Below are 13,911 nucleotides of genomic sequence, written 5' to 3'. Positions count from 1 at the left end.
TTATCCTTGATTAAGAAGTTCTGATATTTCAATTAAAGCAGCGTTTGCGCGAGAAATATAGTTAGCCATAACTAAAGAGTGATTAGCTAACATACCAAAGCCACTGCCATTTAAAATCATCGGACTGTAAACAGACTGTTGTGTTGCTTCCAGTTCGCGAATGATTTGCTGAAGACTAACTAATGCATTCTTATCTTCAAGCACATCGTTAAACTCAATTTCTACAGCTTTAAGAAAGTGTAGAAGAGCCCATGTTGCGCCACGCGCTTCATAAAAATTATCGTCTAACTTCCACCAGCTTGTCTGTACAACGCGTTGACTGGTGCTAGGTGTAGATTGCTTTGCGTTAGCGTCACCAGCTAAATCTGTATTAACTCTAGCAGATCCTACGCTGGCGCTTAATCTTTGTGAATAGCTACCCAACCGTTTTTCAACCTGCTTCAACCATTCTCGCAGGTTATCTGCTCGGGTATAGAACTGACTGTCTGAATTACGTGTGTTTGCCAACTCGTCTCGGTATTTTTTAAGAAGTTCGATACCCTCAGCATAGCTAGATTCAGACGAAGGTAATGCCCAGCTTTTATGGTCCATATTGAATTTAGGGTGAGCTTTTGTCAGGTATGGGTTTTCAATTGATTGAGATTGAGAACGGCTAAAATCCTTACGCATTGATAGCGCGAGGTCTCGTACCATTTCTAATGCTCCAAATTCCCAAGCCGGCATATTATCTAAAAAAACACCGGGTGGAATGACATCATTTGAAAGATACCCACCAGGCTTATCTAGCAAGGTTTCCGACACATCAATCATGGTGGTAGTTAGTGTGTAACCCGCTATATTTGTGGGATTTTCAACGGGTGAGTTCTGCTCCAAACGCTTTCTGACATCAAATGTATCTGGAGATAAACTCCAATACCAACCAATTAACCAGAAAAGTAAAAAAATCACCACAGCGACAATCGCTATTCGTTTTGAGTTAATAGATTGTCTCATATAAACACCAACCTTCCTTTTAAATAACAAATAGCCGACGATGGTCAGCTATTTGAAACAACTAATATTATGTGAAAAATGCGAAACCTTTATGACGGTTATCGACATAACACCATCTTTTACTACGTTAACACAATATAAATTTATTTATGCTAATTATAAAGTATGATGCATGTTTGTATCATTTTGCTGCTTATAAGCAGCAGAGTTGCGATTTTTCAGCGCATATAGTGCAATACCGATAAGAATAATTGGCCAGAAAGCGCTAACGCCCATAACAAGTAGCGCTAGGAAGCCGGCGCCAAGCGCTAACAGAATCGTTCCAACAACACTTATTGCGACAACAAAGCCAACAACAGCAAGGGCAACCCCAATTAGCGAGAGCACGGCCACGTTTTCCCAAGGGTTAAGCAGTTCGTCAGACATAACAAGATGCATACCTAGCCAGCTATCTACAAGGCTACCCAAACAGTTAACCAGTACAATGGCAATAACCAGTGCAATTAAAAAGTTTTTCATTACACTAATCTCGGTAGTAGGATAACGGCAGCCACGTAAGCCACTAGCGTGATGGGGGTTGCGATAAATAAACCCGCTACCGCCGCCGCTCTTACCCATACTGCATCGATATCAAAATAACGTGCAACACCTGCACACACACCTGAAATAATGCCAGAATCAAGGTCTCTATAAATTCGCTTCTGTGATGGTACTTTCATCATCTTCTCCAAAAATGTTTCTTTCGATATCTACAATATAAGTTGGCGGCGCCTAAGGTCGATTAGGCGACCTTTTTCTTCTTAAGCTCTGCCAGCTCCTTTTCAATCGCTTCGTCTGCTTCCATTGCATCGAACTCAGCTTGTAATGATGTTGCTTCGCTCGACTTCGTTAAGTCATATGCATCCACTTGCGCTTCAAGATGGTCAATGCGCTGTTCGTAGCTTTCAAAACGCATCATAGCATCGTCAATTTTTCCTTCGTGGTCAGCTTGCTTCACCTTCAAGCGTGTTTGCGCTGAATTTTTGCGTTGAATTAAGGTTTTTTGCTTAGCTTTGGCTTCTGCCAATTTACTGTTCAGTCTTGCAGTATCGCCTTGAATCTTTTCGATGCTTTCTGCTAGTTGCGCTTCTTGCTCTTTAAGAGAGTCAAGTTTCGAAACATACTTCTGCTTTTCTATAAGCGCCGCTTTTGCCAAAGACTCTTTGTCATTGTTCATCGCGATCTGCGCTTTATGCTGCCAACTATCAACTTGTCTGTTCGCTGCTTCCATATGACGCGCTAGCGTTTTTTGCTGAGCAATAAAGCGCGCCGCATCGGTGCGAACTTCAACCAGGGTTTCTTCCATTTCTTGAATAATCAAACGAATGATTTTTTCAGGATCTTCAGCTTTATCTAACATCGCGTTGATGTTTGCTTGAACAATATCGTTAATGCGTGAAAACATACCCATGATTCTTTCTCCGTTAAAAGTAGTGTTGTGGCTTCCAGCATTTATTCTCTTGTACACACTGCTAGTTGCCGCTGACTGAGTTCTCCTCAACACTTTTAGTATTACAATGACTATGCCATTTATTTAACTCATTGATATGCATGTGTTTTATTAAATTTTGAGCTTGAAACTGCTTTTTAACTTTACGTTTAGATACGATAAATTAGTGTATTTAACCAACCCTATTGTTAAATTGACCACTTCCGGTTTGACGGCATTTACACTGTGTCCTTATAAACTTATTTCATTACTAAACATGCATAAAAAAAGCGCCCGTAGGCGCTTTTATCGATGCTGATTGACGGTTAATCAGCGTCTTTATCTGTATCTTGGTTACCAGCTTCCGTTACAGCTAAGTCGGTAACACTTACTTTCCCGTTTCCACGTACCTCTTGAGGGCTCAACTCAAAATGATAGGTAGCGTTAGCCACTGCTTGGTACACATCAGACTTTATTTCTTGTGTAGTTGTAGTTACTGCATTTGAAACTACATGCGTCAAAAATGTTTGAAGCACTGACTCTTCTGCATTTGCTACACCGCTTGCCATGCTTGCTGTCAGTAAAGTTGCTGCGATTAGTGAAGTTTTCATGTTATCCCTCTAAATTTAGTCAGTGCAACAACACGTTGTCGTCGCGATACTTAGAGGATTGCGAGAGGTGTGCCAACTCCTTAAAAAGAACTTAAGCAGCTGATTTATATGAACTTAAAGAAAAGCCCGCAAAAATGCGAGCTTCGGATACAATTGAACAAATATTAAACTTTGGTCAAAAATACTAAGTTGTTAGCCTTTTTGACTATTGTACTCAGCAACTTCTTTTTGCGCGCTCTCTACGGCATCTAAGGCATTTAGAAGTAAATTGGGATCTGGATTTTTGCCTGTACCATTTTGGCTTAAGTATCTTCGCCAAATTCGTCCACCCGCTTGCCCTTGATAAAGGCCCAGAATGTGGCGAGCTGCATGCCATGGCTTAAAATAGGGATCCTCTTGGCGCTCAATGTACTCCTGCATTTGAAGTACTATTTCACGACGTGACAGACTTTGTGCTTTAGCGTCACCAAATATGTCTTTATCAACGGTAGACATGATATAGGGGTTTGCGTAAACCTCGCGGCCAACCATAACACCGTCAACGGTCTCTAGCTGTTGCTGGGTTTCGGCGAGTGTTTTAATACCACCGTTAATGCTAATTGATAATTCAGGGCGCGCCTGTTTTAGTCTGTGAACCCTAGGGTAATTTAAAGGCGGAATTTCTCGATTTTCTTTTGGGCTTAAACCTTGTAGCCATGCTTTTCTTGCATGAACAATAAAGGTGTCACAGCCTGCGTCTGCCACTATATCGATAAAACGAGCAAAGTCTTCATCTTCGTCCATGTCGTCAATACCAATACGGCATTTCACAGTTACGGGAATATCTACTGCAGCCTGCATAGCCTTAACGCAGCTAGCTACCACTTCAGGTTGCGCCATCAAACAGGCACCGAAGCTACCGTTTTTTACTCTATCGCTTGGGCAGCCTACGTTTATGTTGACTTCATCGTAGCCGCGCTCTTGTGATAATTCAGCACACTTAGACATGTCAGCGGGATCGCTGCCACCTAGCTGAACAGCGATTGGATGTTCTTCTTGGTTGTAGCCAAGGTAATCGCCTTTACCGTAAATAATCGCGCCTGTAGTGACCATTTCAGTGTAAAGCAGCGTGTGCTTAGACATTAATCGTAAAAAGTAGCGACAATGCCTGTCTGTCCAATCCAGCATTGGAGCGACAGAGAATCTTCGGTCAAGAGTTTGAACAGTAGTATTCAATTTAAGCCCATGTTTTGTATAGATAATATTTAACTTTTTTGAGTAAATGCCAAATGCGGTATTTATTCCTTTAATTCCTTATTTTCACTGCATCGGGGTCCAAAAAGAGCCTTTTGGGGGCCCAAGTTTTTAGGCGGAAAATAAGATGGCGTATTATAGCATTACTAAGACGACGAGAAAAAATATCAATGTCTATCGCGTGAGAGTAAGAAACAAAGAGTCGGGGGGTATTACTTTTTCAAAATCGAAAACATTCCAAAATAAGGCAGCCGCAGTGAAGTGGGCCAAGGGCATGGTTCACAAAATTGAACGACACTTAGTTGATGTCGACATGGAGCTAGTTAATTGCACCGTAGCAGAGTTAATAGCTAAGTATCTTGATGCGAAGCAAAGTAGTAATAGACCTATTGGCAGAACTGCTCTTTATACACTGAAAAATATAGCTAAAAGCGACTTTGCGAAAATGCTCGTGTATAAAATTAACGCTAGTGATGTGGTGAGCTATTGCCTTAAACGCAAAACGTCTGACTCTTTCTCTTCACCTGCTACACTCTCTGTTGACGTTAGCTGCATCAGAAAAGTATTTCGTGTCGGTAAAAGTTGTTTGGTATAAACGTAGACGACCGCCCTATCGTTGATGCTTACCCTGCGCTCTACGACTTAAGGCTAATTTCACGTAGTAACGAAAGAGAGCGCAGATTAGAAGGAAACGAGTTTGAAATACTATTAGCTGCGTTAAAAGAAAAGCAGCAACATCACTGCTGCCTAATTCCATATTACGACCTATTCTCATATCGATACTCACTTGTTGCCGAGTAAGCGAAATCTGCAAACTCAGATGGCAAGATTTAAATATAAAGCAAAAAACGATTGTTGTAAGGGATAGAAAAAAACCCTAACGGAAGTATTGGAAATCATGCCGTTTTACCACTTTTAGGCGATGCGCTAGATATCATTTTCAGACAGCCTCAGACTGACGAGCGTATATTCCCATTTAATTCTCGTTCGATTACAGCGGGCTTTCGGCGAACCCTAAGTAAGCTAAATATTTCCGATCTTCGCTATCACGATCTACGACGCGAAGGCGCTAGTCGACTGATTGAGATGGGTTACTCAGTAGAAGAAACAGCGCGAGTGACGGGGCACCGCGACTTGAATGTTTTGTGGCGAGTTTATGTAAATATCAGACCTCAGCATTTTTTAGAGCGTAAAATGATGTAAGGAATCTAACTAATTGAATAATATTAAAAGTAGCTTTCTTAACCCTAACATATAACTAAAAGAAATTTACTAATAAAAAATAATTCTACATCGGCAAATAGCCGCATTAGCACGCAAAATGACAGTTATTGCAACAATAACTGCCATCACGCTTTGTTTTAGGCGCTTCATAAAATAATGTAAAACATCGGTTTTTTAATTTCGCTGCCAGGAATAGCTCAGAAAAATGCATGAATTACAATCGCTCCCGTGGAATACAACCAGCGTTTCACGACACAACAAAAAACCAACCTATTGATTCAAATAAATAAAAGTAGGAACATCGTGTAATTAAAAAACAACGGCAGCCCCCTGTTATACCAACAATGCTTTTAGAACAGTTAGTTAAAAACAATATTCGACCTGTAATTCAATTTAAGAATAACAGGTATGTTTGTCGTTATAGAAACAACGAACATAAAATAGATAGAGAAGCAAAATTCGATAATGAAAAAGATGCAGTCGCATGGCGCTCGGAGATGATAAAGACATACGGTGCCATAAAGAACAAAGGGCCTGCCGGAAAAAACACTCTTGTAAAACGAACTGAGAAAGCAATTTCGACTTCATCACAGCTCAAGACGTACATTATGTTTTGGCTTGACGCCATTCGCGATGTACCCGACAAACCAGCTGCAAGTACCATTGCGAGTCTAAAACATATGCTCAAGTACGATATCGTTAGGACTCCAGTGAACAAATTAGATTATACAACTCTATCTTGTTATATGGCGCAACGCGCTCAAGCACTTACCAAACCTAGTGCCAGTACGCTTAATGTCGACATGTCTGCTATCAATCGCGTCATTAATGATGTTAATGCGCATCTAGATATCGCGTTCGATAATAGTGCTTTAATAAATGCTGGCCGACTACTCCGAAAAAGCGGGCAGATTAAAGGGTCTGGTGAAAAAGAGCGGCGCTTGAGGCATGGTGAATGGAAGCTATTACTTAAGGGAATTTACGCAACCAAAAAAAATAGAGCTCTAAGACAAAATTATACGCTAATGTCCACTTCCCCTAAACTGAGACAGACTTAATTGGAGTTTTCTGTAATTATTAATACAGGAGACGACTGTGAAAAAATCACGCTACACAGAATCTCAGATCATCGGGGTGTTAAAAGAAGTTGATGCTGGTATGAAGGTTGAGGAGGTCTGCCGTCAACATGGTATCAGCAGTGCAACTTACTACAATTGGAAGTCTAAATACGGCGGCATGGAAGCGTCTGACGTCAAACGATTGAAAGAGCTTGAAGAAAAAAATGCCAAGCTCAAAAAGATGTTTGCCGATGTAAGCTTAGAAAATAATGCCATTAAGGAGCTTGTCGCAAAAAAGGGTTGGTGACAGCAGAGAAGCGAGAATGCGTCAGTATCCTAGTTGATGCGGGACTAAGTATCGTAAAGGCCTGTCTGTTTGTTGGCATTGGCCGTGCGACCTTTTATCGTCCAGAGAGAGACTAGCGCAAGGTAGATGCTGCTGTCATTGATGCTTTTAATGCGGTCTTAGAGAAGTCGCCACGAGCAGGCTTCTGGAAGTGTTTTGGCCGAATGCGATTCAAAGGCTTCCCCTTTAATCACAAGCGCGTGTATCGCGTTTACTGCCAAATGGGATTGAACCTGAGGCGCAGAACTAAACGGGTACTGCCCAAACGAATAGCCCAGCCATTGGAAGTGCTGGATCAGGCAAACTATCAATGGGCGTTGGACTTTATGCATGACACGTTATATTGCGGTAAACGGTTCAGAACACTGAACGTAGTGGATGAAGGGACGCGAGAGTGCCTCGCTATTGAAGTCGATACTTCCTTGCCCGCTGGGCATGTCGTACGCGTGTTAGAACAGCTTAAGTCTGAGCCAGGATTGCCAACTCAGCTGCGTATGGATAATGGTCCAGAGCTAATTTCGGCGACCCTGACTGATTGGTGTGAAACCAATAATATTGAACTGGTATATATCCAGCCAGGTAAACCGCAGCAAAATGGCTTCGTAGAGCGCTTTAACGGTTCATTCCGCAGAGAGTTCCTTGATACTTACTTGTTTGAAAATCTCAATCAGGTAAGAGAAATGGCTTGGTTCTGGCGACTGGATTATAACGAAGAACGAACACATGAAAGTCTGGGTAACCTGCCTCCGGCAGCTTACCGAGAAAAACTAGAATACTCTAATTCAGGACTGTCTCATTAATGGGGAAAAGGACAATCACGACTAAATTAGATCGTCAAACCGAGCGTTTAGCTTTCTCTCAACTGGTCAAAAAACGTTCACGACCTCACCCTGCGTTATTACCCACATTTAAAGGCCAAAAAAAGATTTCACCCTGTTAATTGGATTGCTATGATATTTCTTATGTTCTTTAATATATCTATTATATTTTTTGTTACATTTTACTAATTCATAATTAAAGTTTTTTTTGTTTAAAGGTATATGAATTGCCGGAATAAGTCGCGTTTCATAATATGAATCGGCTTTAGTATAGTCAGGCGAGAACAATGCATCATTAAAAACTACTCTTGCATGATTGGATTCGTATAGCTTTTTCATATCTTCTTCGTTTAAAAGAATCTCAATAGTTTTTTTATTTGCTATTAGTTCAGGGCTATTTTCAATATTTCCGGAATAACTATTTAGACTGTAAGATATATCGTCAGGCTCTGTTGGAGAGTGAAGTTCTATGGTATGTAGGTCTGTTTCTATACTCACCATATTATTATACTGATTAAGTAAAATATAGTTTTCGAATGCACTATATTTACTGTTAAATGTAAATTTATAATACCTGTAAAACGCCTCTGATCCTTCTATTTTTGCATTAAAACAAATATTTTCCATTTGATAGGTATTATTTTCAAGAGGGATTGCTATCTGGTTTGCCATTGCTGTATGAGATGTCATGAGCACGCACGTAGTGTATAAAAATATTTTTTTCATTTATTCCTCTACTTATTAAGATACTATTCCTAGTGCTACTAATAAAATCAATAGGATAAAACCTATCACTCCAAACTTCACTAGAGCAGAAAATACACTTTTGGCGGAGCTTCCTGCCTTTTTAACATACTCTGAACTTCTAACTTGATTTATAGCGTTATCAATGACGTTACTAGAATCATCTTTATAGTTTAAAGTGGTCTTTTCCGTAACTAAACCCTCATCTGTTTCATATACAACTTTTTTTTCTAAAGAAGCGCTATCTAAACGGTGGCCATCATTCTTTAACTTTGGTTTTACAATATGATTCATATTTATTCCTTAAAGCCGCGAATTCAAGTCCGAAGTGCGCCACTCACTAAATTAGGCCGCTCCACGTAATTCGTTAAAGACGACTTCAGGCTGTTTGTAACCAAGGCATTTCCTTGGTCTTAAGTTCAGCGCACGTTGCGCTTGCGCGATCTGCTCATCTGTTATTGTGCCCAGGTCTGTGCCTTTGCTGATGTACTGCCGCAGTAACACGTTAAAGTTCTCATTTAAACCTCGCTCCCAAGACGAGTAGGGATTGGCGAAGTAGACGTCTGTTTTCAGCTTTTCAGCAACCAGTACGTGCCCGCAAAACTCTGTGCCGTTGTCTGCGGTAATCGTGTGCACATGGCTGCGATACCTCCATAACATACCAACCAATGATCGACTGACGCCTTCTGCGCTCTTAGCAGGCACCTTACGTATTAGGTAGAACTTACTTTTCCGCTCGACCAAACTCACAATCGCACCTGTACCGTTTTTGCCTAATCTAATACGGTGTCCGCTTCCCAATCACCAAAGCGTTTCTTTTTATCAACGATAGCAGGACTAAGCTCAATACCAATGAGGCTCAGGATAATCACGCGTTTCGCGCGACTGCCTTTTCGGTACTTACGTCGGCCATGATGCAGCTGTTTATAGAGCATACCTCCCGCTAATTTATCGCGTTGCACATAGCCGTAAATCCACTCGTGGTTTACTGGGCGACCGATAAGTTTAACCACACCTGATATTTGCTCGGGACTCCACTTATCATTCAGCCCAAACTCGACAAAGACAATATTGAGTGCTGATACACGATATTTTGCTACACTTCGTCGTCGCTTTACCGTTTTTGATTGCGCAACCTCAGGAAGGTAATGCGTACCGCGAATTCTTTTACGCCGAACCTCTCGACTTATCGTGCTGTGGCTCACTTTCAAACGATTTCCGATTTCTCGGTAATTGAACCCCTCGCGTAAGTAGGCTTCTATCTGGTATTTTTGCCCCTCGAACAACTGCTTGTAACTCATGGAAACTACTCTTGTTTTTTGGCGGTTACAGAGTACCACCAACAGGCAATTGATCTCTTCTCACCATTTAACCAAGAGTGGTGCACTTATTATCTGAATTCGGGGGCTGTTCTAAAATATATTCAATATTACAAGACCCACGCACACGAAAACTAGTTAAATTGTATTTTTCCTTCGGTGTCTCAGCTATTGTGACTTCGACTGCTTTTGCTGGCGACGGGCAGCTTAACATCAAAAAAAGTGATAACAAACTCAGTAGCTTTCTCATTTATAAATCCTTTTTATTTTTGAGAGCGAACTATGCTATCTTTTTTTAATACAAATAAAAATTTGCAAATTCAGTGTTTAACGTCAATTTATTCAAACTTCTATGACTTGAAAAATCCATAGGAAATTTCGATTTCTTTGAGTAACGCCTGTCGAGACCTAGAGCTTGACGAAAAATTGTAAAGACGAAGGTACGAACCATATCATTCAAAAAAACTTCGGGCTTTTAATATGCTGAACGGTCATTTTTATAATTTCCCGCCTTTAGTAATTATTTAAGCCCTGGGGCAGCTATACGCACCAAGCAGTTGTTCGAGTAGTGACACATCAACTTCCGCAATTAACTGACTAGAGATCTTTACCCCAACATTGCTAAGATATTGAAATATGCTCCGATGCAAACTAGCAATTGCGGTATTTATCCCTTTTATTCCTTATTTTCACTCTTTCGGGGGAACTGAAAAGCTTCTTCGGGGGAACTGCTTTTTTATTAAGGAATAATTTGATGGCGCATTATAGCATTTCAAAGAGAGTTAGGAAAAATCAAACTGTTTACTGTGCGAGGGTTAGAAACAAAGAGTCGGGGGTTAATACTTTTTCAATTACATTGAAGCTGCCTTCATGTTCATTAAAAGCCGATGCTCACAAAAAGTGAACACATAAAAAAATGAACGAATATTGCAGTCTTGCGGTTGCCGCACCCCTTAGATATCGAGTTAGCGCTGTCTACAAAATCCTACTAGTTAACGCCTTAACTTTTTCTTAGATTCGAAGCGCTGCCTCAGCCTCACTGAATAGTGCTTTTAGTATCCTTGCACTATTAAATTATTAACAACCCTCTGAAAAATTTGCTTTTTTTAGATAGATATTTACCACTATTATGCTTTTAGCGTATTTCAAAATGAGCAATTAGTGGCTATTGTATAAGGTAATAACCGTAATTATCAGCACAATTAAAAATGTGATCGCAGAATACTCGCTATTAAAAGCAAAAGTACTGCACCTTCCGGAGACATTTTATGGCGGACAAGAAGCCGAAGGATCAGCAAGCGCAAAGCGTTAATGAAGCACAAAACGCTCCTCAACCAGCTGACGAACTTGCTCAACTTAGAGAAATATTATTTGGTCAAACAAATCGTGCTTTCCGTGCAGATCTCTCTGCCCTTGAGTCGCGAGTAAATGATAGCTTCGCTAAATTAAACACACACCTTGATAACCAGTTCAATGATATACGTAAACTTATCGATAATCAGATCACTGAACTCTCTAATCAGCTAGCCAGCGCTAATGACAACAACAGTAACGTGCAAGAACAGCTTCAGCACACTACCGATAAGCTGCAAAGTGAACTGGAAATTGCTGAAACATCAGCAAAGAACGACAACGACGCTTTAGAAGCTCATGTAGTGAAAGAATTGGAGTCACTGGACAACTTGTTTAGCAAGCGTCATCAAGAATTGTTAGAAAAGCTTCAGCAAGTTACTAGCGAGCTTTCAGAGAGTAAGACAGACAGAAAAACACTGGCAAACTTACTTTCAACCATGGCTACCAACCTCGCTACCGATCATTAATTAATGAGTGACAAAGTGCCGCCGTCTGAATTGCCGGACAACTCTCTTGAAAAAGTCAGAGAGCTACTTATTGGACGAGATGACAAGTTCGTTCAACAGAAGCTTGATCGCGACGCAAAGGGCTTTGTGAGCAATGTTGTTTCTGAAGCGTTACTTGAACGAGAGACTAAAGATGGCTCGGTTAACAAAGTTCTTGTTCCCCTTGTCGAAAAATCCCTGCACCGCTCTATCGAAGCTAATAGTGAAAAGATTGTAGGCACACTTTACCCATTAGTAGGTACATTAGTAAGAAAAGCCGTTTCATCATTTCTTGTAGAGTTTGTTGAGCGAACCAATGCATTAATCGAAAATAGCTTTAGCCCCAAAAGTATCTCGTGGCGCTTTAAAGCCTGGCAGTCTGGCGTTAAGTACTCTGAATATGTAGCGTCGCAAATATATCAGTATCAAGTGCAACAGCTGCTGGTCATTCACCGTGAAACCGGCACATTACTACACAGTATCTCGTCAGATCCGGATAAAGAAAAAGATGCGGATCTCATTTCCTCAATGCTTGTCGCTATCAATGATTTTGTTGCAGATGCGTTTGGCGTCACCGCTACCGAGTCTGAAAACGAACTAGGCGAAATTAAAACAGAAGATTTTACGCTACTGATTAAAATTGGCCCTCAAGCATTACTTGTCGCAGCGGTAACGGGAAGTATACCTCCTGAGGTTCGCGGTAAGCTTCAGCAGGCTTTGGAAGATTTTCATCAATTTTACCAACAACCTTTAGTCAATTATGAGGGTGACAATGCCCCTTTTGACGGATGCGAAACTATCCTTGCGGATTGCTTGGTAAGTGAAAGAAAAGAAGGTGAGGGCAAAAAGTCAAAACGCTTGATAGGCGCAGCCGTGCTCTTGTTAGTCTTCACTGCTTTAGCGGTACTGTCCTTTATGCGACTTTCCCTAAGTATTTTAAAAAGCGAGCTACACGAACTTACGCCTCCCCCTGGTATCATTGTCACCGATACCTATATATCGAATGGCATTGTGCATACAAAAGTACTGCGCGACCCTGTTTCCACCAGCATTGAACAATGGTTCAGCGACAATGGAATCGATGCAGAAAAGGTCACAGTAATTGAAGAGCCCTTTGTCTCTTTAAAGCCCAGCGTGGTAGAGCGAAAACTTGAAACGCTCGTTAACGAATATCCACTGAACGAGCTTGAAAACATAACCATAGAAAAAGAAGAAAACCACAAATTTGCGATATCGGGAGCCGTGTTTAATACGACTGCGATAGACCTTACTCAGCAAATAAGTGCAATCCCAGGTATATCGGGAGTCTCTGTAGACACCACTGCCCTTAACGTAAAACCGGTTTATAACGTTAATGATGCTGTGCTTCAAAAAGCGGCGTTAAACCGACTCGTTAATAAGGTTTCTTCACAAAGTGTACTTTTTGCTACTAACCAAGAGGCGCTTTCTGAAGTACAGTTAGCAAAATTAGAAGCCCTAGCAAATGACATAAAACAATTATTAATGCTCGCAGATAGAACAAATACTATTGTGAGTATCGTTGTGATGGGGGCCAGTGACAATTCGGGCTCAAGCGCACGCAATCGCGCCTTAAGCCAAAAACGAGCAGAGAATGTTGTGAATTCATTAATTTCACTTGGTGTAGAAAGTGATATTCTTATACCCGTAAGCTTAGGAGAGCTACCATTGCAGAAAGCATCGATGGGGCGTTCAGTTATGTTAAATGTTTTAATATCCAGTGAGTAATAGTAAGGAAGCTTTGCGGTGATACAGAAAAAAGTTTGTATTCTAGGGCCCACTGGTGTTGGTAAAACAAGCCTAGTAAAGCAGTTTGTCGAAGGTATTTTTTCTGAAAAGTACAAGACTACTATTGGCGTAAAAATAGACAAAAAACAAGTCAATAAAGAAGGGCGCGGTGTCCAGCTTCTCCTCTGGGATTTAGAGGGTATCGATAGATACTGTGGCTTTAATCCTCGCTACCTTCGCGGCGCCAGTGCTTATATTATCGTGGTTGACCAAACTCGCTCTCAGTCTTTACTTGAGGGTATAGAAATTCTCGAGCTCGCCCAAGAGCACTACCCTGACATTCCCGCATTTTTCGTAGTGAATAAAACTGACCTCCCAACTAGCTGGCATTGGAGTGAGGAAGAATTGAATAATTACGCACGAAGATTTTCTTCACTTACGAAAACAAGTGCGAAGACCGGTGAAAATGTAGAAAACTTATTCAGTACAATTGCGTTTTGGTAGGAGATTGCC

The 13,911-nt window shown here is 41.0% G+C and carries 16 protein-coding genes and 2 pseudogenes; 9 read left to right on the top strand and 9 right to left on the bottom strand.

The annotated features are described in order from the left end of the window. The 6 genes from ACXAGK_RS19370 to dusA form a co-directional block, all read right to left on the bottom strand. Window positions 1–993, bottom strand: coding sequence for a DUF2333 family protein (locus tag ACXAGK_RS19370; RefSeq protein WP_269918385.1), 993 nt, complete (start codon window positions 991–993; stop codon window positions 1–3). A gap of 156 nt (window positions 994–1,149) precedes the next feature. Continuing rightward, on the bottom strand, window positions 1,150–1,512 hold the full coding sequence (locus ACXAGK_RS19365; RefSeq protein ID WP_474857472.1) for a hypothetical protein: 363 nt from the start codon (window positions 1,510–1,512) through the stop codon (window positions 1,150–1,152). Beyond that, window positions 1,512–1,712 (bottom strand): PspC domain-containing protein, encoded by a 201-nt coding sequence (locus tag ACXAGK_RS19360; RefSeq protein ID WP_025254029.1) that lies wholly within the window; start codon window positions 1,710–1,712, stop codon window positions 1,512–1,514. The genes ACXAGK_RS19365 and ACXAGK_RS19360 overlap by 1 nt, the downstream gene beginning before the upstream one ends. A 62-nt stretch (window positions 1,713–1,774) precedes the next feature. Further along, window positions 1,775–2,443, bottom strand: coding sequence for a phage shock protein PspA (gene pspA / locus ACXAGK_RS19355; protein ID WP_474829973.1), 669 nt, complete (start codon window positions 2,441–2,443; stop codon window positions 1,775–1,777). A gap of 344 nt (window positions 2,444–2,787) precedes the next feature. Further along, window positions 2,788–3,072, bottom strand: coding sequence for a hypothetical protein (locus tag ACXAGK_RS19350; protein WP_474829971.1), 285 nt, complete (start codon window positions 3,070–3,072; stop codon window positions 2,788–2,790). 192 nt (window positions 3,073–3,264) lie between these two features. Beyond that, entirely contained in the window at window positions 3,265–4,287 is a 1,023-nt protein-coding gene (gene dusA, locus ACXAGK_RS19345) for a tRNA dihydrouridine(20/20a) synthase DusA (RefSeq protein WP_474857471.1), read from the bottom strand. 274 nt (window positions 4,288–4,561) lie between these two features. Between dusA and ACXAGK_RS19340 the strand changes: the two genes are divergently transcribed. The 6 genes and pseudogenes from ACXAGK_RS19340 to ACXAGK_RS19315 all read left to right on the top strand — a co-directional run bounded on the left by ACXAGK_RS19340 (window position 4,562) and on the right by ACXAGK_RS19315 (window position 7,733). Continuing rightward, on the top strand, window positions 4,562–4,900 hold the full coding sequence (locus ACXAGK_RS19340; protein WP_474857470.1) for a hypothetical protein: 339 nt from the start codon (window positions 4,562–4,564) through the stop codon (window positions 4,898–4,900). Beyond that, window positions 4,888–5,106: a hypothetical protein gene (locus tag ACXAGK_RS19335; RefSeq protein WP_474857469.1), complete on the top strand. Its 219-nt coding sequence runs from the start codon at window positions 4,888–4,890 to the stop codon at window positions 5,104–5,106. The genes ACXAGK_RS19340 and ACXAGK_RS19335 overlap by 13 nt, the downstream gene beginning before the upstream one ends. Further along, window positions 5,046–5,186, top strand: a complete 141-nt coding sequence (locus ACXAGK_RS19330) for a tyrosine-type recombinase/integrase (protein ID WP_474857489.1) — start codon at window positions 5,046–5,048, stop codon at window positions 5,184–5,186. The genes ACXAGK_RS19335 and ACXAGK_RS19330 overlap by 61 nt, the downstream gene beginning before the upstream one ends. Then, window positions 5,170–5,508: a tyrosine-type recombinase/integrase gene (locus ACXAGK_RS19325; RefSeq protein ID WP_474857488.1), complete on the top strand. Its 339-nt coding sequence runs from the start codon at window positions 5,170–5,172 to the stop codon at window positions 5,506–5,508. Before ACXAGK_RS19330 ends, ACXAGK_RS19325 begins: the two co-directional genes overlap by 17 nt. Before the next feature lie 365 nt (window positions 5,509–5,873). After that, window positions 5,874–6,587, top strand: a complete 714-nt coding sequence (locus ACXAGK_RS19320) for a hypothetical protein (RefSeq protein ID WP_474857468.1) — start codon at window positions 5,874–5,876, stop codon at window positions 6,585–6,587. A gap of 37 nt (window positions 6,588–6,624) precedes the next feature. After that, window positions 6,625–7,733 (top strand): annotated as a pseudogene (locus tag ACXAGK_RS19315) (IS3 family transposase). 108 nt (window positions 7,734–7,841) lie between these two features. Here the strand turns inward: ACXAGK_RS19315 and ACXAGK_RS19310 are convergent. The 3 genes and pseudogenes from ACXAGK_RS19310 to ACXAGK_RS19300 form a co-directional block, all read right to left on the bottom strand. Next, window positions 7,842–8,441, bottom strand: coding sequence for a hypothetical protein (locus ACXAGK_RS19310; protein WP_474857467.1), 600 nt, complete (start codon window positions 8,439–8,441; stop codon window positions 7,842–7,844). Between the two features lie 51 nt (window positions 8,442–8,492). Next, window positions 8,493–8,789, bottom strand: a complete 297-nt coding sequence (locus ACXAGK_RS19305; RefSeq protein ID WP_474857466.1) for a hypothetical protein — start codon at window positions 8,787–8,789, stop codon at window positions 8,493–8,495. Window positions 8,790–8,840: 51 nt separating this feature from the next. Further along, window positions 8,841–9,796: pseudogene (locus ACXAGK_RS19300) on the bottom strand (IS30 family transposase). Between the two features lie 1,286 nt (window positions 9,797–11,082). Here ACXAGK_RS19300 and ACXAGK_RS19295 point away from each other — a divergent pair. From ACXAGK_RS19295 to ACXAGK_RS19285, 3 genes are read left to right on the top strand one after another with little or no spacing between them, the layout of a single operon-like run. Continuing rightward, complete coding sequence (locus tag ACXAGK_RS19295) at window positions 11,083–11,634, top strand: hypothetical protein (RefSeq protein ID WP_474804833.1); 552 nt, start codon at window positions 11,083–11,085, stop codon at window positions 11,632–11,634. A 3-nt stretch (window positions 11,635–11,637) separates the two neighbouring features. Beyond that, a complete protein-coding gene (locus ACXAGK_RS19290; RefSeq protein WP_474857465.1) occupies window positions 11,638–13,398 on the top strand; it encodes an OmpA family protein in 1,761 nt (586 codons plus the stop codon). 18 nt (window positions 13,399–13,416) lie between these two features. Continuing rightward, window positions 13,417–13,902 (top strand): Rab family GTPase, encoded by a 486-nt coding sequence (locus ACXAGK_RS19285; RefSeq protein WP_474804829.1) that lies wholly within the window; start codon window positions 13,417–13,419, stop codon window positions 13,900–13,902. Window positions 13,903–13,911: the final 9 nt, after the last annotated feature.

The sequence above is a fragment of the Alteromonas sp. ABM1_013 genome, from assembly GCF_056160505.1.
The sequence above is the reverse complement of the archived record's forward strand: the minus strand, read 5'-3'. Positions and strand labels throughout refer to the sequence as shown.

Excerpts from the sequence above, each read along its gene's own strand:
- ACXAGK_RS19365 (WP_474857472.1), bottom strand. The coding sequence starts at position 1,512 with ATGAAAAACTTTTTAATTGCACTGGTTATTGCCATTGTACTGGTTAAC.
- ACXAGK_RS19290 (WP_474857465.1), top strand. The coding sequence starts at position 11,638 with ATGAGTGACAAAGTGCCGCCGTCTGAATTGCCGGACAACTCTCTTGAA.
- ACXAGK_RS19320 (WP_474857468.1), top strand. The coding sequence starts at position 5,874 with ATGCTTTTAGAACAGTTAGTTAAAAACAATATTCGACCTGTAATTCAA.
- ACXAGK_RS19310 (WP_474857467.1), bottom strand. The coding sequence starts at position 8,441 with ATGACATCTCATACAGCAATGGCAAACCAGATAGCAATCCCTCTTGAA.
- ACXAGK_RS19360 (WP_025254029.1), bottom strand. The coding sequence starts at position 1,712 with ATGAAAGTACCATCACAGAAGCGAATTTATAGAGACCTTGATTCTGGC.
- ACXAGK_RS19350 (WP_474829971.1), bottom strand. The coding sequence starts at position 3,072 with ATGAAAACTTCACTAATCGCAGCAACTTTACTGACAGCAAGCATGGCA.
- pspA (WP_474829973.1), bottom strand. The coding sequence starts at position 2,443 with ATGGGTATGTTTTCACGCATTAACGATATTGTTCAAGCAAACATCAAC.
- ACXAGK_RS19305 (WP_474857466.1), bottom strand. The coding sequence starts at position 8,789 with ATGAATCATATTGTAAAACCAAAGTTAAAGAATGATGGCCACCGTTTA.
- ACXAGK_RS19370 (WP_269918385.1), bottom strand. The coding sequence starts at position 993 with ATGAGACAATCTATTAACTCAAAACGAATAGCGATTGTCGCTGTGGTG.
- ACXAGK_RS19295 (WP_474804833.1), top strand. The coding sequence starts at position 11,083 with ATGGCGGACAAGAAGCCGAAGGATCAGCAAGCGCAAAGCGTTAATGAA.